This window comes from Mucilaginibacter sp. P4_C11 (assembly GCF_056402115.1).
Genome location: NZ_JBFUIA010000010.1, coordinates 179,992 through 197,098 on the forward strand (window position 1 = coordinate 179,992; position 17,107 = coordinate 197,098).

A 17,107-nucleotide genomic window follows, 5' to 3' on the forward strand; every position below is an offset into this window, starting at 1 on the left:
CAGGTATCTGCAATATTATTGGTTAAGCCCAATCAAAATCTACCACTTTTCCGTCGAGTTTCCATTTTTGAGGTAGCATCGTTTCCATCCAATCTATAGGTTCACCCAATGGGAGCACTTTGGCTGCACTGGCAAAAGCCTTTTTAACGGCAGCCTTTTGTTCGGCGCCCATAGCTTCGGGTTGGCCGGATACAAATAGGGGCGCACCACTACCGGCCAATAATTCCAGCCATTGCTTATTGCGGCCCCATGCTATTTTAGTAGTTATACCTACGCAATCACCATCTACAGCATAGAATTTATTGTGCTGCGGCAGGCGGAAAGCAAGTGTGTTTACGCCCATTTTGCGAGTGCGCTCCCATTCGTTACCGCTGGTGTCATCGCCTATGCGGCACATCTCGAAAATGCCCGCGCTTAAATGGCTCATGGTGTTACAGCCTATTACATATATTCCATCGCCTGCTGCTTCGCGAATATCGCGGTACAAATCAAGAATGATTTCGGCTGTAGTTTTACTCCGGTCGTGATAATTCCAGTTGGGCGCCGTAATGCTGTCTTTCATGTCAAACCCCCAACGGCCTGTGATATCGTAAGTGGTAAAGTCGTGTTTAACCATCTCGTATCCCCATTGCTTGTAAAAGGTAAAATTGCGCTTAATACGCTCCCGGTTTTCGGGGATGGTAGGGTCGAGCGTAGGGTTTTTAGGATCGTCCCGGCCGGGAATTTTTGGTGCAAGCAAGCTCGTCTTTTCATCATGGCGGGCACATAACGGACGCATCCATAAACCCGGACGCATGCCCAGTTTCTTAATCTCGTCACCTAACAGGTGCATGTCCTTAAATTTATCGTTTGGCTTGCTAAAATCATCGTTCCAGCCGCCATCTCCCGGCAATAGGGGCGAGTATGTTGCCCAGCCCGCGTCAATTACCGAAAATGGTTTGTTATTGGTATCGGTAACCAGCTCGCTCATCATGGCGGTGGTTTGTTTTATCAGGTCGAAATTGTTGTTGCCATAGGCAAAATACCAATCGTTGATGCCATAAATAGGTTGTTTGGGTAGTCGCGGTTTTTCGCACATCATACCACAAAAGCGATGATCGGTATGAAAAGCGTTTTCGCCCGGTTTGCTGTGTGTGGTTACAATATCAGCCGCATGCAGGGTTCTGTTACCCAGCAATACACCATTGCCGCCCGAGTGTGTATCCAGGTTAAGGTCAAGGTCGTTTTGGTCCAATCCCCACCAGCAAATACTGCCCGCACCGGTTTTTACACCAAAGCAGGCAGTTTGTTTCCCGTCATTTATTAATATATACCATGGGCTTTTACTTCCGTCAAAGCCAGATTTCCATTTTAAGTCGCCATAGGAGCGTTCCCAATGGTCGCCAAGGTATTTTGCCGATGATGGCGTATTATGTTTCCAGCGCAACCTAACGGCGTTTAACTGTTGTGTTGGCGACTGTACGTAGATGGCTTTAGCATTGCCGTTGGTTTTAATGATTACCTCGATATCCTTATAAGTGAATTTTGTACCGTTGATGCCTTTTAGCTTAACCCATTCTTCACCGGATTGCGCCCAAACCTCGTCAGGTGCATTCATAGTTGTTGTTTGGGCTGATGTAGCATAAGTTAGGCGGCTAAACAATACGGCGGCGCCGGTAGTTGCCGTCAGTTTCAGGAAATGTCGTCTTTGCATAATAATGTTCTGAATTGGATGTACAACATTACTAAAAGCATTTAGTGATTTAAAATGAAATGTTGCAATTTATTGATACTAAAACGACTAAAGCCAGTTTTTATGAGCGCTAAAACCAAATGGAAAACTCGGTTTGCCCCGCAGCCACAGTTTTTAAACTAAATTCAAAACCATGGTTCAGGAGTATCTCGCGTGTTAAAGTAAGCCCTATACCTTGTCCGTCTTTTTTTGTGCTGAAGAATGGCGAAAACAGGTTGTTGTTTTGTTCGGCGGTGATGCCCTTGCCCGTATCGGTAACGATGAGTTTCCGCTCCTTGGAAATGAGTGCGAATTTTACCAGGCCTTCATCTTCAATAGCTTCAATGGCATTTTTAACGATATTTATAAGCGCCTGCTCTAACTGTTGCTCATCAGCCATGATGCTTAAGGCTTCATCAGGCAGGTTAAATTCAAATTCGACGCCTTTTCCTTTGGCTTTTGCCTGCATAAGGACGGTTACCGACCGAACAAGTTTTTGAAGTAAAACAGGCTGTTTATTGGCAGGCGGAAGCTTCACTAAGTCGGCAAAGTTGCGCATAAACAGGTTGAGGTTTTGGTTGCGGTCCATGGCTATCTGTAAGGCATCCTTCAGGCTATCAAACTCGTGGCCGGCCCATAACTGGTCTGTTTTCATGGCCGATTGCATAATGGAATTTACCGGCCCGATGGTGTTGTTCACTTCGTGTGCCATCATCCGGATAACTTTGCCGTATACCTTTTTCTCGGCGGCCAATATCTCGGCAGTTAAATCCTCTATCATAATAAAATGGCGGGAAAAACCGCGGTCAACAAAGTGCGATTTCTGAAGTTTGAAGGAATTTATCCCGTCTGGTTTTACCACTGCGGTTTCGCCGGATTTAAGCAATCTCATCTGCACAAATAGCGGATGATCCAGCTCATAAATGGAATTACCTTGTAACTTATCATCCGGTATCGCCAATAATTGCAGGGCTTTTGGGTTTATTTGCTGAATGCGATCATCAAAATCCAATATAACGATGCCGGTAGGCGAGGTATAAATCAGTTTTTCCAAAAAGAAATGTTGCTGTTCCTGCCTTGTACGTTCTGTTCTTAACTCGTCCATCATATGATTATATACATCAATTAATGTATCAACCTCGTGCCTGCCGGTTGATAAAAATTTCACGTTAAAATCCTTGTCTTTTATAGCATCAAGCCCCTGCATCAATAATTTTAAAGGGTTTATGAGTTGCCGGTAAAGCTGTACCGATACTATTACAGAAATTAGTACAAATACCTCAGAGGCGATGAAGTAAACCTTGTTTTGCTCAAAAATGAAATAAGTGAGCACCAGTGTTACCAGGTGCAGTGTTACAACAAATAAAACATATTTAGTCCTCAGCTTCATCGTATGGTATCTGGTATTTATCAAGCCGGCGGTAAAGCGCACTCCGCGTGAGCCCAAGGGCCGCCGCTGCCCGGCTTATTTTGTTTTTGTGGTGGTCCATGGCACGTTTTATCATCTCCACCTCCACCTCTTCCAAAGTTAGGGTACCTACGCCGGGTAATTGCATGTTTCCTTTTTTTACAGGCGATAATTCCAACTGCGACCGGAAATCGTCAATACCCAGCTCGTCTTTCCGGCTTACCAGTATTGATCGCTCTACCAGGTTTTTAAGCTGCCTGATATTGCCGGGCAATGGCAGTTGCTGCAACCACTTCATGGCGGCGGCAGATACCGATAATTGGGGCCGGTTGTAGATATCTTTTAGGTTATTAATAAAAAAATCGACCAGTAGGGGTATATCCTTCGGCCGCTCGCGCAGGGCGGGCAGGTAAACCGTGATCAGGTTAATGCGGTATAACAAATCCTCACGAAAAGTACCGCGCGATACCATTTCGTTAAGGTTTTTATTGGTGGCGCAAACTACCCGCGTATCTAATGTTTTGGTACGGCTGCTGCCCAGCATTTCGTAAGTACGGTCCTGCAATACCCTTAACAGCTTTACCTGGCTGCTGGCGTCCAGGTCGCCAATTTCGTCTAAAAATATGGTTCCCTTGTGCGCCATTTCAAAACGACCAATGCGGTCAAAACGGGCATCAGTAAAAGCCCCCCGGATATGGCCAAACATTTCGCTTTCAAACAACGAAGTAGAGATACCACCAAGATTAACTTTGATAAATGGTTTATTGCGGCGCAGGCTGTTTTGATGGATGGCTTCGGCTATCAGCTCCTTGCCGGTGCCGCTTTCGCCCATAATCAGTATCGATGCATCTGTGGTTGCCACCCGGCCTATGGTTTCCAGGATATTCAACATTTGAGGGTCCTGGCCAATAATGCTTTGAAAATGGTAGCTTTTATCTAATTGTTTACGGGTATGGTGCTCTGTTTTTTTATCCTTTAAATCTAACAGTGTTTTAACGGTTTGTATAAGGTGTTCGTTATTCCAGGGTTTATTGATAAAATCGTTGGCGCCCAGTTTCATGCCTTGTACGGCAAGTTGGATGCTGCCCCAACCTGTAATTAATATTACTGGTATAGCGCTGTTAAGCTGCTTTATGTTTTCAAGCAGGCTCATCCCTTCACGGCCCGATGTATCAATAGAAAAATTAAGGTCGAGAATAATCAGTTCAGGATTTTTTTTCTTTATGATCTTTATAGCCTCGGCGGGCTCTTCGGCGCTCACAGCATCATAACCCTCGCTTTTGAGTAATAGCAAAAGCGAGGTACGTACAGCAATATCATCATCAATAACCAGTATCATAATTGCAGGTCAATATCGTAATTAGTTAAAAGTATTGAGTGGTGAGTTTTGAGTTATTTTTATGATGCTCATATGCTATTCTTCGTGTAAAGCAACAGCGGGATAAATGGCCGCCGCCTGCCTGCCCGGGTATAACGAACATAAAAATACCAGCAGGTAAATAAATATGATTGAAAACAGGATAGCCACCAGGTAAATCCCTGCCGAAAGATCAAACACGTTGAGCAACGGGAATTGTATGGCGAAAAATGAACCAATGATAAGCGAGAAGGTAGCCAGTATCATTGATTCCATAATGAGTTGGTTAGATACCGAGCTACCGGTGGCGCCAACCGCCCGGCGTAAGCCAATTTCGCCACGGCGTTTATTAATGTTGTACCAAAGCACTCCAAACAGGCCAAGCGCCACGTTAATAACTAAAAAACAGCCTACAATACTTAGCACTATCATGGGTACTAAAGTAAAATAATTGATATCCTTCCGTTTGTTTACCAGGTGCTCAATCTCCACGTTTGAATTTTTCATGTAGTTGGCCAGGGTTTTATACAAGCGGGCTTCAAAGGCCGCGTTAGCGGCAGGCGTAACCTGTATCATTATTTTACCAAGCCACCTAAACGTACCGGTATCAATTCTGTGGTATACGGCATCGCCCGCAGCCGCATAGTCGCCTTTGGCTTTAATGGCCTGTATTACGCCCACAACTCTTTTCTTATTTTTGCCATCTTCACTCTCATCAATGATTTTTCCTATCGCTTCGCCTTTGCCAAACAGCTTCTCACGCAATTCGTTATTGATAACTACGGATGGTATTTTGGTAGCCATATCGTTTTTATTAAACCAACGGCCTTCCAGTAACTGCCCGTTTAAAGTTTTCAGATAGCTATCCTCGGCATTATACATATTTACATTGCTGTAGTTGTGTTTGTTATAACCCGCCAGTCCTGTCCAGGTGTTTGCCGAAAACGGGACATTGTCGCTGCAAAAGCTAATTTCGCTTACCTCGGGCATAGCCTTGACGGTATTACGCAATGTTTCGTAATAAGTATCCAGCGAATCGGTATTTTTTGTTTGCAGGGCGTTATTGTAACTAACAACCCATACATTTTGATAACTCATCCCCATTGGTTTTTTGTAATTGTTATAGTAATAAACCAACAGGCTAAATACCGCGAATAGTACCAGGAATGAGAATAGCATCTCGGACATCAGTAAAAAGTTTTGCTTCTTTTTATTCCAGATGAGTTTAAATAAATGCTTAAACATAATATCTTAATTTAAAGGGTGAATAATTGTTATGAAGCTTTAAGTGCTGTTACCACATTTAGTTTTGACATGCGCCAGGCGGGGTAAACACCCGATAGTAAGCCAAAAAGAAAACAAATAAGCAGGCCAATTGCCAAAACAGTAAAATTGATGGATAATACCAGGTTAGGGATAAGGTTCATGCCATTTAATACCTGGATGGCTATGAAGGATAATATTACCCCGATGAAACCTCCTAATAGCGTAAGGATAATATTTTCGACGATAAACTGGTAAACCAACGTGACCGATGACGCCCCGAAGGCCTTGCGTACGCCAATCTCTGACGAGCGCTCCATAATACGGGTGATATTGATGTTGACCAGGTTAAGCGTTGGCAGCAACATTACCAGTAAGGCAAATATGCCAATGGTTGTTAATACGATCATAACCCCCGATGTATTTTCGTTGCCGGTATCAACGTAGCTTACAATATAAGGATCGGCATGGCTGAATATTTTATCAAATTCCTTGCTTTCCATTGGTAACCGGGCAACCATACTTTGATACTCATCATGCATGCGGGCTACATCGGCGGTTGAATTTGCCAGCAGTACGCCAAAGAAACCGCCGCGGTAGCTTTTGTCTTTACGCACATCAGATTTTGATACGGTATAAGGCAGATAGATGTCGCCATAGGTCATGTAGCTGGTTATAGGTACATTTTTTACCACGCCGGTTACCCTGTATTTTACGTTATCGGCTTCGAAGTACTTGCCTACAACTGAGGGTACATCGCCGAAGTATTGCTGTTTCATATCCTCTGATATGATCACTACTTTATCGGCATTATCAACCTGTTGTTTATTGAAAGCCTTGCCCTCAATAAAATCGTATTCCATAATATCCCAGTAGGCATCGTTGGTATATTTATAGTTTACAGCAATCTTTTTATTGTTTACATAGGTATTTGTACCGCTGAATATGGAGGAGATCCCCACCTTAACCGGCGTTTTTAAACTACCCGCATAATGGCTCAAAAAATAGTACGATAAAGGACCCGAGCTTTGCCCGCCGGTTTTGTTTACCTCCTGCATTCTTGAAACGTATAGTGAGCGGTCGCGTTTTCTGTCGGGATAGCTGTCGCCGGCAATTTTATCTATAAAGGCGGTAAGTACAAGCAGTATGGTAAGGGTAAAGCTGATACCAAACAAGCTGATGAAGGTGAAAAACTTCCTTCGTCTTAACACCGCAATGGCTATTTTAAAATAATTTTTAAGCATGATTGATTGTTTAAGCGGTTAATTACTGAACTTGCGAACCATCAAACAGGCGTACCAAACGGTGCGTTTTGTGGGCCATATTTTCATCATGTGTAACCATTACAATGGTGGTACCCTCGTTACGGTTAAGGTTAATGAGGATGTCCATAATTTCGTTACCCATGGCGCTATCCAGGTTACCGGTTGGCTCATCGGCCAAAATAATATCAGGCCTGCCCACAATCGCCCTGGCTATGGCTACACGTTGGCGTTGCCCGCCCGATAGCTGGGTAGGGAAGTGTTTGATGCGGTTGGCCAAACCAACTTTTTCCAATGCTTCGGTTGCCAATGTGCGGCGTTCTTTTGCGGTGGTATCGCGGTACAGTAGGGGTAGCTCTACGTTGTCAAGCACCTGCAAATCGTTAATCAGGTGATAGCTTTGAAAAATAAAGCCCAGCGTTTTATTGCGAAACTGCGCCAGCTGTTTATCGTTTAGGTTGGCAGTTGTTTTATCGGCAATTTTAATATCTCCTTTTGATGGCGCATCCAGCAGGCCCATAATGTTAAGCAACGTGCTTTTGCCGCAGCCCGATGGCCCCATGATTGATAAAAATTCGCCCTTGGCAACGTCAAGGCTTATGCTGTTCAGGGCCAGGGTTTCTATAGTGTCGGTACGATACACTTTTTCGATGTTTTGTAAACGGATCATATTGGTGAGTTGTGGATGGTGAATAGTGAGTGGTTGGTTAATTATTGAATTATTGAATGACTGAATTATTGAATTTGTATTTTTTAATTATTGAAGCGACGAGTTTTTTGAATTTTTACTTTTCAATTTTGACTTTCTCTACTGGTAGTTGATTTTTCTGTTGGTTTCAAAATCAAATAACGACAAGTAACGTAACTGGTAGTAAGCGCCCCAGAAATCGCGGAGCGATGCCACATAGTCCCGTTTGGCCTGGTCATTTTCGCGGAAGGCTATGCCAAGGTCGGTGATGCTCAGGTCGCCTAAAACGTAGCGTTCGCGGGCTATCTGGTACTTTTCAGAGGCTATACTGTCGGCCTCGGCGGTGTATACCAGCTGTTCTTTCATTACATTAAAAAGCGATACCTGGGTTATAATTTGCTGTTTAAAAGTTTGCTTGTCTTGTTCAACCGCATACTCGGTAAACTGCTGGTTGGCCAGGGCCGTTTTGGTGCGGGATTTAGAGCGACCCCAATCCAAAATCGGCACTGCTAACTGAACCTGTAACACCTGCTGGTTTTGCGGGTTTTTATAAACCCCCGGTATACTGCTTGATGTATTTGAGTAACCCAAATTGGCATTCAATGTAGCGGTTAAACCATTCTGGCCTTTTGCTTTTGCCACATCCCGCTTAGCCTCGGCCACGCGGCGCAAAAATGCAATGGCATCCGACCGGTTGGAGAATGCCTCGGCCAAAACTTTATCTGCCGATACCTGCATCTGGCTTATCTGTTCGGGAACTACCAGTACAATTTTCTCTTCGCCTTCCTGCCCGGTATAGCTACGCAGGTTAAGGGTGGCAATTTCCATGTCGCGTTTCGCGGTGCCTACAGCTTTTTTTGCGTTTATCTGTTCCAGTTGCAATTGCAGTATTTCGTTTTTTGAAACCTTGCCCAATTCAAATTTTGTATTGGCAATGCTCATGATTTTTTGGGTATTAGCGTAATTGGTTTCGGCAATTTTAAGGTTAACCTGGGCCAGTAATAAATCGAAAAAGAAACCTTCTACATCTATGGCTATTTTTTCCTGTGCTTCAATGTAGGCCTGCTTACTCTCGTTATATTTTAAAGGCTCAATGCGTTTATCCCACTTTAAGCTATTAAACTGAAATAGGGGCTGGGTATACCCGATGCCATAGGGGATGCCATTGTAAAGCACGTTATGCCTGTCGAAATCATCAAAACGCTGCAATTGCGTGGTTCCGTAAATCGTTCCGCCGGTGGCGGTAATGCTCTGGCTAAAATTAAGCGCCAGCGACGAGTTATCGTTATGTATCGGCTGAAACTGTATGGTGCCGTCGGGTTGTTGTACCTGGGTAAACGTTTTGGTGTATCCCGGTAAAATGCCGCTGAGTGATAGCTGCGGCTGGTAATTTGATTTATAGGTGCGGTATTCCCAGTATTTTGTTTCGCGCACCGTAGCAGCCTGCTTGGCAGCTATGGAGTTGGCCTTAGCCATCTCAACCACCTGCTGCAGGGTTAGCCGAAGCGTATCGCTACTGCCCGCGGCAAATGCCCGTGAAACAATGGTTAGTAATAATATGGTGTATAAAAATTTCATTTGCTTCAATTGTTAATAGTCGACAAAGGGCTACTGCTAAGTCTCTGGTTGGACGGGGCTTTAAAAGTCTCCCCATTCAGGGGGAGATTTAGAGGGGGCTTATCGTTACTTCCTTTGAGTTCTTAAACTCGGTCATATCTGATGTAATGACCACATCCCCGGGTTTAACACCATCCTCAATCTCCACATATTCAAAATTGGTAAGGCCAATGTGAACGGTGCGCCGTTCGGCTTTGCCATTGTTAATTACAAAAATGTCCTGTACGGTTGGGCCTTTAAATGCCGGGCCGTTGGCTACCCGCATTATCTTGCTGTGGGTGGCAGTTACCAAAAACACATCCACTTTCATATTTGGGCGAAGTTGTTTGTTGGCACGGTCATCCAGCTGGATATCGAAGGATATTATGCTGTTTTGTATCGATGGCGAAACATTGGTAACATGCCCGCGCAGTTGCGTATCGTTAATACGGATAATTACCGGAATTCCGCTGTGCAGTTGGTCCATCGAATTATCCGATATACTGCCCGATACTTTAAAGCTGCCCAGGTTGGCAATACGGGCAAGGGTTTCGCCCTCATGCACGTTGGCGCCTATGTTTTTGTTTACATAGGTAATAACACCTGTGCGGGTAGCCACCACATTGGCCAGTGCAAGCTTGCGTTGCAGGGCCTTCAAATCGTTTTCCTGTATGGCGGCAGCAATCTGGGCCTCTTTAATCTCTATCTGCATGGTTTGCTGCTTGTTTTTAATCTCGTTTTCCAGCTGCTTTTTTTCCAGTTGGGCAACTTTAAGATTAAGTTCGGCCTGTTCAATCCCCTCGCGGGTGCCGCCGCCCGCTTTAAACAGGCGTTTGGCATTTTCAACGGCATCGGCCAGGCTGCTGATGCGCAGTTGCTTAATGTCGTTGTTTGATTGGATATCGTAAAAGCTTTTAGCAAGGTCAAGTTTTAGTTTAGCAATCTCATTCCGTTTTGATTCGAGGGTAAAGTTTAGCTTATCAAATTCTGTTTGGGTGGTCGATTTATCTAAGGTTAATATAGACTGGCCCGGAGTAATTTTATTACCCGCATCCATCAGCGCACTTTTGATAGATGCATTTATGGGGCTGGTGATGATCTCCTCAAACTCGGGCAAAACCTCGCCGGTAGCGTTAAGGGTATTTTCTATATTGCCAACTTCTACGGTGGCGGTAGTAATCTCTGCTTTTTTTACCGATGATTTGATGAATCCCCGAAGAGCAACAATCAGCAGTACTAATACCGTAATACTGATCACTGCAATCACCGCGCCTTTTTTTCTTTTTTGCGATGTTACCTCGAGCGTAATTTCCTTATCCATTGTGCTATAATTTGCACAGGGTTTTGCAATAGGTATACCAAAGTTAAAGTATTTATTATTAGTGTTTTATGAAATTTTTATTTTGAAAAAGTGTTCGGTATCGGACAAGTTTTTCGATTTTGGACGAGGCGGAGTTGTCTGAACTCGAATTAAACGAATTAAAGAATTAACAGAATTTAAAAGCAAATTCGGGAAATTCTAAAAATTCGTTTAATTCGAGTTCAGAAAAATGCGTTAGGGACAAAAGCGGATACCGGCTTCGCGGATAAGGCCTGTGCAGTATGAGCGGTTGGCCCGGGCCGCAGGCAACGCTAAAAAGAGAGTCAAGACTCAAGAATTAAGACTTTTGAAAGGACAGTCGATAACATATAGATTGCCGAAATACACTATCTTCATTCTGCTAATTCAAAAATCCTGTAAATTCTGATTCAGACAAACATTCCTTCTGTAAACAATGTAATTATTATCTTGTTCCACATTTACATCGAACCGGATACTTGGCTATGAAGAAAATACTGCTCTATTTACCCCTGTTTTTTATGTTATCATGCGGACATGGACCGGCACAGCTGGACGAGAATAAGAAACTTAACACCCTTGCTACTGAATATGTTAGGCTTGGCCTTAACATTGGACAGTATGATACTGATTTTGTGGATGCCTATTACGGCCCCGACTCGTTAAAGCCAAAATTGCCGCCTGCAAAAGAGTTTCCGAAGGATAGTTTGCTGGCCAATACTAATATTTTGATGAACGAGTTGAAAATAATTTCGACCAACGCGCAAGTTGACAGTAATAAAATGCGGGCAGATTGGATGATCAATCAACTGGTGGCATTTGGCCGGCGCATCAGGATCTACTCGGGTGAAGAGCGGCCCTTTGATGAAGAGTCGAAAGAACTTTTCGGCGTATCGGCGCCTGTATATGACGAGGATCATTTTAAAGTGCAGATAGCTTTGCTGGATAGTATTTTGCCGGGCAAAGGCAGGGTAAGCGAGCGTTTTCAAAAACTGGCCAATAAATTCATTATCCCCAGGGACAAATTAGACCCCGTTATTAAGGCCGCAATTGCCGAAGCCCGCAAACGTACACTGGCGCATTATGGCTTACCGGCCGGCGAGGCATTTACGCTGGAATATGTAACCGATAAGCCATGGAGCGGATACAACTGGTATAAAGGTAATTATAAAAGCACGGTGCAAATTAATACCGACCTGAAGATTTTTATTGACCGCGCCATTGATGTAGGGAGCCACGAAAGTTATCCGGGCCATCATGTATACAATATGCTGTTGGAGAAACACCTGTATCATGATAAAGGCTGGGTAGAGATTTCGCTTTACCCATTGTTTAGTCCGCAAAGTTTAATAGCCGAAGGGAGCGCCAATTATGGTATTGAGGTGGCATTCCCCGGCGAGGATAAAGTGAAATTCGCCAAAAATGTATTGCTGCCCCTGGCCGGTTTAGACACCGCCGGTATTGACCTGTATTTTAAAGCACTGGCCATTAAAGGCAATTTGAATTATGCCCGCAATGAGGCGGCAAGAGGTTTGGTAAACAATACGATGTCGAGAGATAAAGCCACCACTTACCTCACTAAATATTGCCTGATGAATGACGAGACAGCGGCCAAATCCATCAGCTTTATAAAAAAATACCGCAGCTATGTTATCAACTATAACTACGGACAAGACCTGGTAAAAAATTATATCGAAAAAAATGGCGGTACTGCTAAAAATCCTGCAAAACGATGGGAGCTTTTTGGTAACTTGCTGAGCAATGAGGTCGGCCCCGACCAGTTGCTCCAAAAGTAAACCGCTATGTTTAAAAAAGTTGTCCCTGTTTGCCTTGCGGCTATATTATTAGCCAGTTGCTGCTATGCGCAAAAACGAATAGTTTGGCTTGATTCTGATACGGCCAATGAGATGGACGATTTGTACGCCCTTACTTACCTGCTTAAAGATGCAGGTGTAAACGTAGTTGGCCTAAGTTCGGCCCATTTTAATAATGCTGATATGCTTGTTGGCGAAAAATGGCATTATTACCCTACCAAAAACATCAATACGGTACAGCTAAGCCAGGATTTAAACGAGGAAATGTTGAAACTTATGGGCCGCACCGATATACCGCACCCGTTGGGCGGCCGCGGAACCATAGGCCACGCCTGGGGCGGCAAAGAACTGGTGCTTTCGGCAGCCGAAAAGGGTATTATAGCTACCGTACATCAGCTTAAAGCGGGCGAAAAGCTGGATGTTTTGTGCATAGGCGCGGCATCAAACCTGGCATCGGCTATACAGGCCGATACCTCCATTATCCCGCACATAAGAGTGTACCTGCTGGCTGCCCGCTATTTTAGCGACCGCAAGGTTTGGGACAAAAGCGAATTTAATGTGCGTAACGATCTGAACGCCTTCGATCTGCTGCTGAACTGCAAAGGCTTGGACTTAACAATTATGCCCATTAATACCGCTATTGCCTTAAAATTCGACCGTACGGTTTGCCGCGATAATTTAAAAAATAAGGGCAAATTAGGGCAGCTGTTGTATAACCGCTGGGATTTTGTAGAAGCCGGCCAAACCTGGATTATGTGGGACCTTGCCCTGGTAATGGCCTACCTTGATCCTGCCAAGGCCGAAAAGATAAGCGCACCTGTGCCGCCAGAAAACGACGCACGCGAGATATCGGTTTACAAAACCGTTGATGCGACTAAAATGCAGGCCGATTTTTGGAATAGAATGGCAGGGAAGTAAGGACAAAAACATTCGGTTGAGTCTTCGCTGCCCTGCGATTCACGTAACACCCTTCAGTGCTTCGCAAAGTTTTACAGCTCAGCATGCCCATTATAATAATACCATTAACCCATTATAACAATGAAGTCCCGATTTTTGATAGCCCTTTTAATTGCAACCTGCACTTATGTGTCGTGTAAAAATCCAAAGCCCAGCCATAACGTAAAACCAGGGCCGCCAAATAGTGGCTGGGGCACCTACGCGGGATCAAAAGAAGGTAACAGGTATTCATCAAATGAAGAAATTAATTTAGCTAATGTAAGCAAGCTAAAAGAGATTTGGCGATACAGCACTAACGATAAAGACTCGGCCAACCGCAGCCAAAATCAATGTAACCCCATTATGGTTGATGGTATTTTATATGGCACCAGCCCCAAATTAAAGTTGTTTGCATTGGATGCGGCAACGGGCGAACAAAAATGGCTTTTTGACCCGGCCAAGGCCGACACCACCAACAACGGCGACCCGATGGCTTACTACAAAGTGAGCAGGGGAGTTATTTACTGGCAAAACAAGAGTGGCGGCGAAAAACGGCTGTTTTACAGCGTTGGTGCCAAAACTTTTGCCATCGACGCCGAAACCGGCAGCCCTATTACGACCTTTGGGAAAAACGGTTACCTGGACCTGACGAAAAATCTCGACAGGGATACCAAATCATTTGTGGCCGGTACAACGCCGGGCGTAGTTTATAAAGATTTGCTGATAGTTGGTACGCGTGTAGCCGAATCGGCAGATGCCGCGCCGGGACACGTTAGGGCCTATGATGTGCGGACAGGGAAATTACGCTGGATTTTTCATACCATACCCCATCCCGGCGAAGCTGGTTATGAAACGTGGATGGATACAGCCGCTTATAAAAAGTTCGGTGGGGCTAATAGCTGGTCGGGAATGGCGCTGGATGAAAAGCGGGGGTTGGTTTATATCCCCACCGGTTCTGTTGGCGGCGATTTTTATGGCGGTTTCCGTAAAGGGCAAAATCTGTTTGCCAACTCGCTATTGGCTTTAGATGCTGCTACCGGCAAGCTTAAGTGGCATTTCCAGGTGGTGCATCATGACCTGTGGGACAGGGACTTGCCGGCCAACCCCAATTTGGTGACTATTACGCACGATGGTAAAAAGATTGACGCGGTAGCCCAGATAACCAAACATGGCTATATTTTTATGTTCGACAGGACAAACGGAAAGCCAGTTTTCCCGATAGTGGAAACCCCTGTGCCAACCAAAGGATTGCCCGGCGAGGCACCATGGCCAACACAGCCAATCCCGACGTTGCCGCAGCCTTTTGCCCGGCAAATATTTAATCCCGAAGATGTTACCGACCGCACACCCGAGGCGCACAAAGAAATGCTGGATAAATATAACCAGGTTAAAAACCGCATTATGTTTACACCGCCAAGCAAACAAGGCGGCTGGATATTTCCTGGTTTTGACGGCGGAGGCGAGTGGGGTGGCGCCGCGGTTGATATACAAACCAATATCATGTACATCAGCTGTTCTGAAATGCCCTGGGCGCAGGTGATGATTGATGTGCCTAAAGCGACAAGCGATGGCACGCTGGCCGGCAACGGACAGGTTATTTACAATAAAAACTGCATAGGCTGCCATGGCCCCCAACTGAAGGGCAACGGGTCGTCGTATCCTTCATTGGTCAACATTGGCAAAAAATATAAGGAGGATCAGTTGAGCCAGATTATAGCCAGCGGCCGAAATATGATGCCGTCTTTTAAACAGATAACACCCGAAGATAAAAAAGCGTTGCTGGCGTTCCTCCTTAAACTACCCGATGCCAGGGCAAATAAAGCATTGGCCAAAGAACCAACCGGCGACCGCACCGCAGCAACCAAAACTGAGAAGAAAATGGTTGACGAAATACCATACACCATGACGGGTTACAACCGCTTTTTGGATAAGGATGGTTACCCGGGCATTAAACCGCCATGGGGTACGCTTAACGCGGTTGACCTTACCACCGGCAAGCTGCTTTGGAAGGTACCGGTGGGCGAATATCCGGAACTGAAGAAAAAAGATATCCCTGTTACCGGTACCGAATTATACGGTGGCCCGTTAGTAACTAAAGGCGGGCTTGTATTTGTGGCAGCCACCAAGGACGAAAAGATTCATGCCTTTGATAAAAAAACAGGCAAAATAGTTTGGGAGGCCCAACTGCCCGCGGCCGGGTACGCAACACCTGCTACCTATGCAATAGATGGAAAACAATATGTGGTTATAGCTTGCGGCGGTGGCAAAATTGGTAGTAAATCGGGCGATGAGTATGTTTGTTTTGGGTTGGGGGAGTAAAATTATTGAGATAAGATATGGATATTAAAAAACTTATTCCAAAACATAAAGACGATCAAGAAGTAATTGCAGGCCTTAAAAAGCTTTCGTTTGAACAGTTGGAGCCTATTATTCCTGAGTTGTTAGTATGGCTTCAAGATACAAATTGGCCAATTGCCAGGCCTGTTGCCGATATTCTTGAACCCTTTGCCGATAGGATAGTTCCTGAAATAATTAAGATCTTAAAAACAAACGATGGCGAGTGGAAAAGGCGTATATTGATAAACCTAGCGAGAGATACAACAGACCCTATTTTGTTACAAGAAATTGAACGGATCGCGAAATTTCCATCAAGAGATGAAATTGAAGATGAGGTGAATTTGGAAGCGATTGCTATTTTAAACGGGGAATATAAATGAGATAACCGTGTATTTGTAGCAATGTAAATTGACAAATTAAATACCTGATCAAGTCAAAATGACAAAGAATGACGATTTTAAAATATTTCGGGAAGAGGTTAGCTGGTTCATAAAACCGGCTTCAAAAGTTCAGTTGACGGAAGGCGACATCAGATTAAGTGTTGAATTTGAAGTTACATTTCCAAAACTGACTTCGTTGATAAAAAAAGCGAGGGTTACAATAGTTGATATCGACAAGGTAGAATATTTGTTATTTGCATGGGATACCAAAGAAAATCTGGTTTGCGGATGGTTAAATATCATACAGGAACCCGATAGTTATTTTGTCCCTATGATTCCCGAACATCATTTACTCGTCAGAATTATTGGGGGCATACAGGAAGCTTTCAATCAACCAGAAAATTCATTTACCAATAACCAAAACTTTATATTCTTAGCAACTGAGTGCTCAATGGGCATTGGGGACTGGGATGATTACTACGGCATGATGTGCGAGGAAGCCGATTTCGCTCAAATCGATTTTACTAATTTGATTGCCTTTGCCGAAGAAGCAAATGGAGCGTTGACAATGTACGAACCGACAACCAAAAATGTGTTGTTATTTTCACATGATCATAGTTTTGACAATGTTAATTTTATGGAAGGACAGCCCCGGTACACATTTCATACTTTTAAAGGAGTTAATACATTTGTGGATTACGTTGAAGAATTAGCTGCACAATGGTTAAAAAACACGAAATAGATTACCGATGGCTCAAAGAGCAGGTATATAATCTCCTCTTGCTACCACGGCCAATTAACCTCCATGATGTTGTCTTAAATTTTCATACGCAATAGACGGAAAACAATATGTGTTTATAGCTTGCGGCGGTGGCAAAATTGGCAGTAAATCGGGCGATGAGTATGTTTGTTTTGGGTTGGGGGGAGTGAAGGTGAAGATGTCTAATCCTAATTATGCATTCTGTTTTTGGCTGCAGCTTTTAAATTTATCATATATCCTTAAGTAACGGTACGTT

At 44.3% G+C, this 17,107-nt stretch carries 13 protein-coding genes; 5 read left to right on the top strand and 8 right to left on the bottom strand.

Annotated features, from left to right (window positions below):
- Positions 1–22: 22 nt before the first annotated feature.
- From AC1DU2_RS11650 to AC1DU2_RS11685, 8 genes are all read right to left on the bottom strand, one after another.
- Positions 23–1,693, bottom strand: a complete 1,671-nt coding sequence (locus AC1DU2_RS11650) for an alpha-amylase family protein (RefSeq protein WP_477384534.1) — start codon at positions 1,691–1,693, stop codon at positions 23–25.
- 109 nt (positions 1,694–1,802) lie between these two features.
- On the bottom strand, positions 1,803–3,101 hold the full coding sequence (locus AC1DU2_RS11655) for a sensor histidine kinase (RefSeq protein ID WP_477359627.1): 1,299 nt from the start codon (positions 3,099–3,101) through the stop codon (positions 1,803–1,805).
- Entirely contained in the window at positions 3,085–4,458 is a 1,374-nt protein-coding gene (locus AC1DU2_RS11660) for a sigma-54-dependent transcriptional regulator (protein ID WP_477384536.1), read from the bottom strand. Before AC1DU2_RS11660 ends, AC1DU2_RS11655 begins: the two co-directional genes overlap by 17 nt.
- A 75-nt stretch (positions 4,459–4,533) precedes the next feature.
- The gene (locus tag AC1DU2_RS11665) at positions 4,534–5,721 is read right to left on the bottom strand and encodes an ABC transporter permease (RefSeq protein WP_477384538.1); all 1,188 of its coding nucleotides are present in this window, start codon (positions 5,719–5,721) and stop codon (positions 4,534–4,536) included.
- A gap of 29 nt (positions 5,722–5,750) precedes the next feature.
- The gene (locus AC1DU2_RS11670; RefSeq protein ID WP_477384540.1) at positions 5,751–6,983 is read right to left on the bottom strand and encodes an ABC transporter permease; all 1,233 of its coding nucleotides are present in this window, start codon (positions 6,981–6,983) and stop codon (positions 5,751–5,753) included.
- Positions 6,984–7,005: 22 nt separating this feature from the next.
- Positions 7,006–7,671 (bottom strand): ABC transporter ATP-binding protein, encoded by a 666-nt coding sequence (locus tag AC1DU2_RS11675; RefSeq protein ID WP_477359615.1) that lies wholly within the window; start codon positions 7,669–7,671, stop codon positions 7,006–7,008.
- A gap of 138 nt (positions 7,672–7,809) precedes the next feature.
- A complete protein-coding gene (locus AC1DU2_RS11680; protein ID WP_477384542.1) occupies positions 7,810–9,267 on the bottom strand; it encodes a TolC family protein in 1,458 nt (485 codons plus the stop codon).
- Between the two features lie 88 nt (positions 9,268–9,355).
- Complete coding sequence (locus AC1DU2_RS11685; protein WP_477384544.1) at positions 9,356–10,606, bottom strand: efflux RND transporter periplasmic adaptor subunit; 1,251 nt, start codon at positions 10,604–10,606, stop codon at positions 9,356–9,358.
- A gap of 503 nt (positions 10,607–11,109) precedes the next feature.
- Here AC1DU2_RS11685 and AC1DU2_RS11690 point away from each other — a divergent pair.
- The 5 genes from AC1DU2_RS11690 (at position 11,110) to AC1DU2_RS11710 (ending at position 16,833) form a co-directional block, all read left to right on the top strand.
- Complete coding sequence (locus AC1DU2_RS11690; protein WP_477384546.1) at positions 11,110–12,420, top strand: hypothetical protein; 1,311 nt, start codon at positions 11,110–11,112, stop codon at positions 12,418–12,420.
- Positions 12,421–12,426: 6 nt separating this feature from the next.
- Entirely contained in the window at positions 12,427–13,356 is a 930-nt protein-coding gene (locus AC1DU2_RS11695; protein ID WP_477359602.1) for a nucleoside hydrolase, read from the top strand.
- Between the two features lie 120 nt (positions 13,357–13,476).
- Entirely contained in the window at positions 13,477–15,693 is a 2,217-nt protein-coding gene (locus AC1DU2_RS11700) for an outer membrane protein assembly factor BamB family protein (protein WP_477384548.1), read from the top strand.
- 17 nt (positions 15,694–15,710) lie between these two features.
- Positions 15,711–16,091 carry a DUF5071 domain-containing protein gene (locus AC1DU2_RS11705; RefSeq protein WP_477384550.1) on the top strand — a complete coding sequence of 127 codons (381 nt, stop codon included), beginning with the start codon at positions 15,711–15,713 and terminating at the stop codon, positions 16,089–16,091.
- A gap of 58 nt (positions 16,092–16,149) precedes the next feature.
- Positions 16,150–16,833 (top strand): hypothetical protein, encoded by a 684-nt coding sequence (locus AC1DU2_RS11710; RefSeq protein WP_477384552.1) that lies wholly within the window; start codon positions 16,150–16,152, stop codon positions 16,831–16,833.
- Positions 16,834–17,107: the final 274 nt, after the last annotated feature.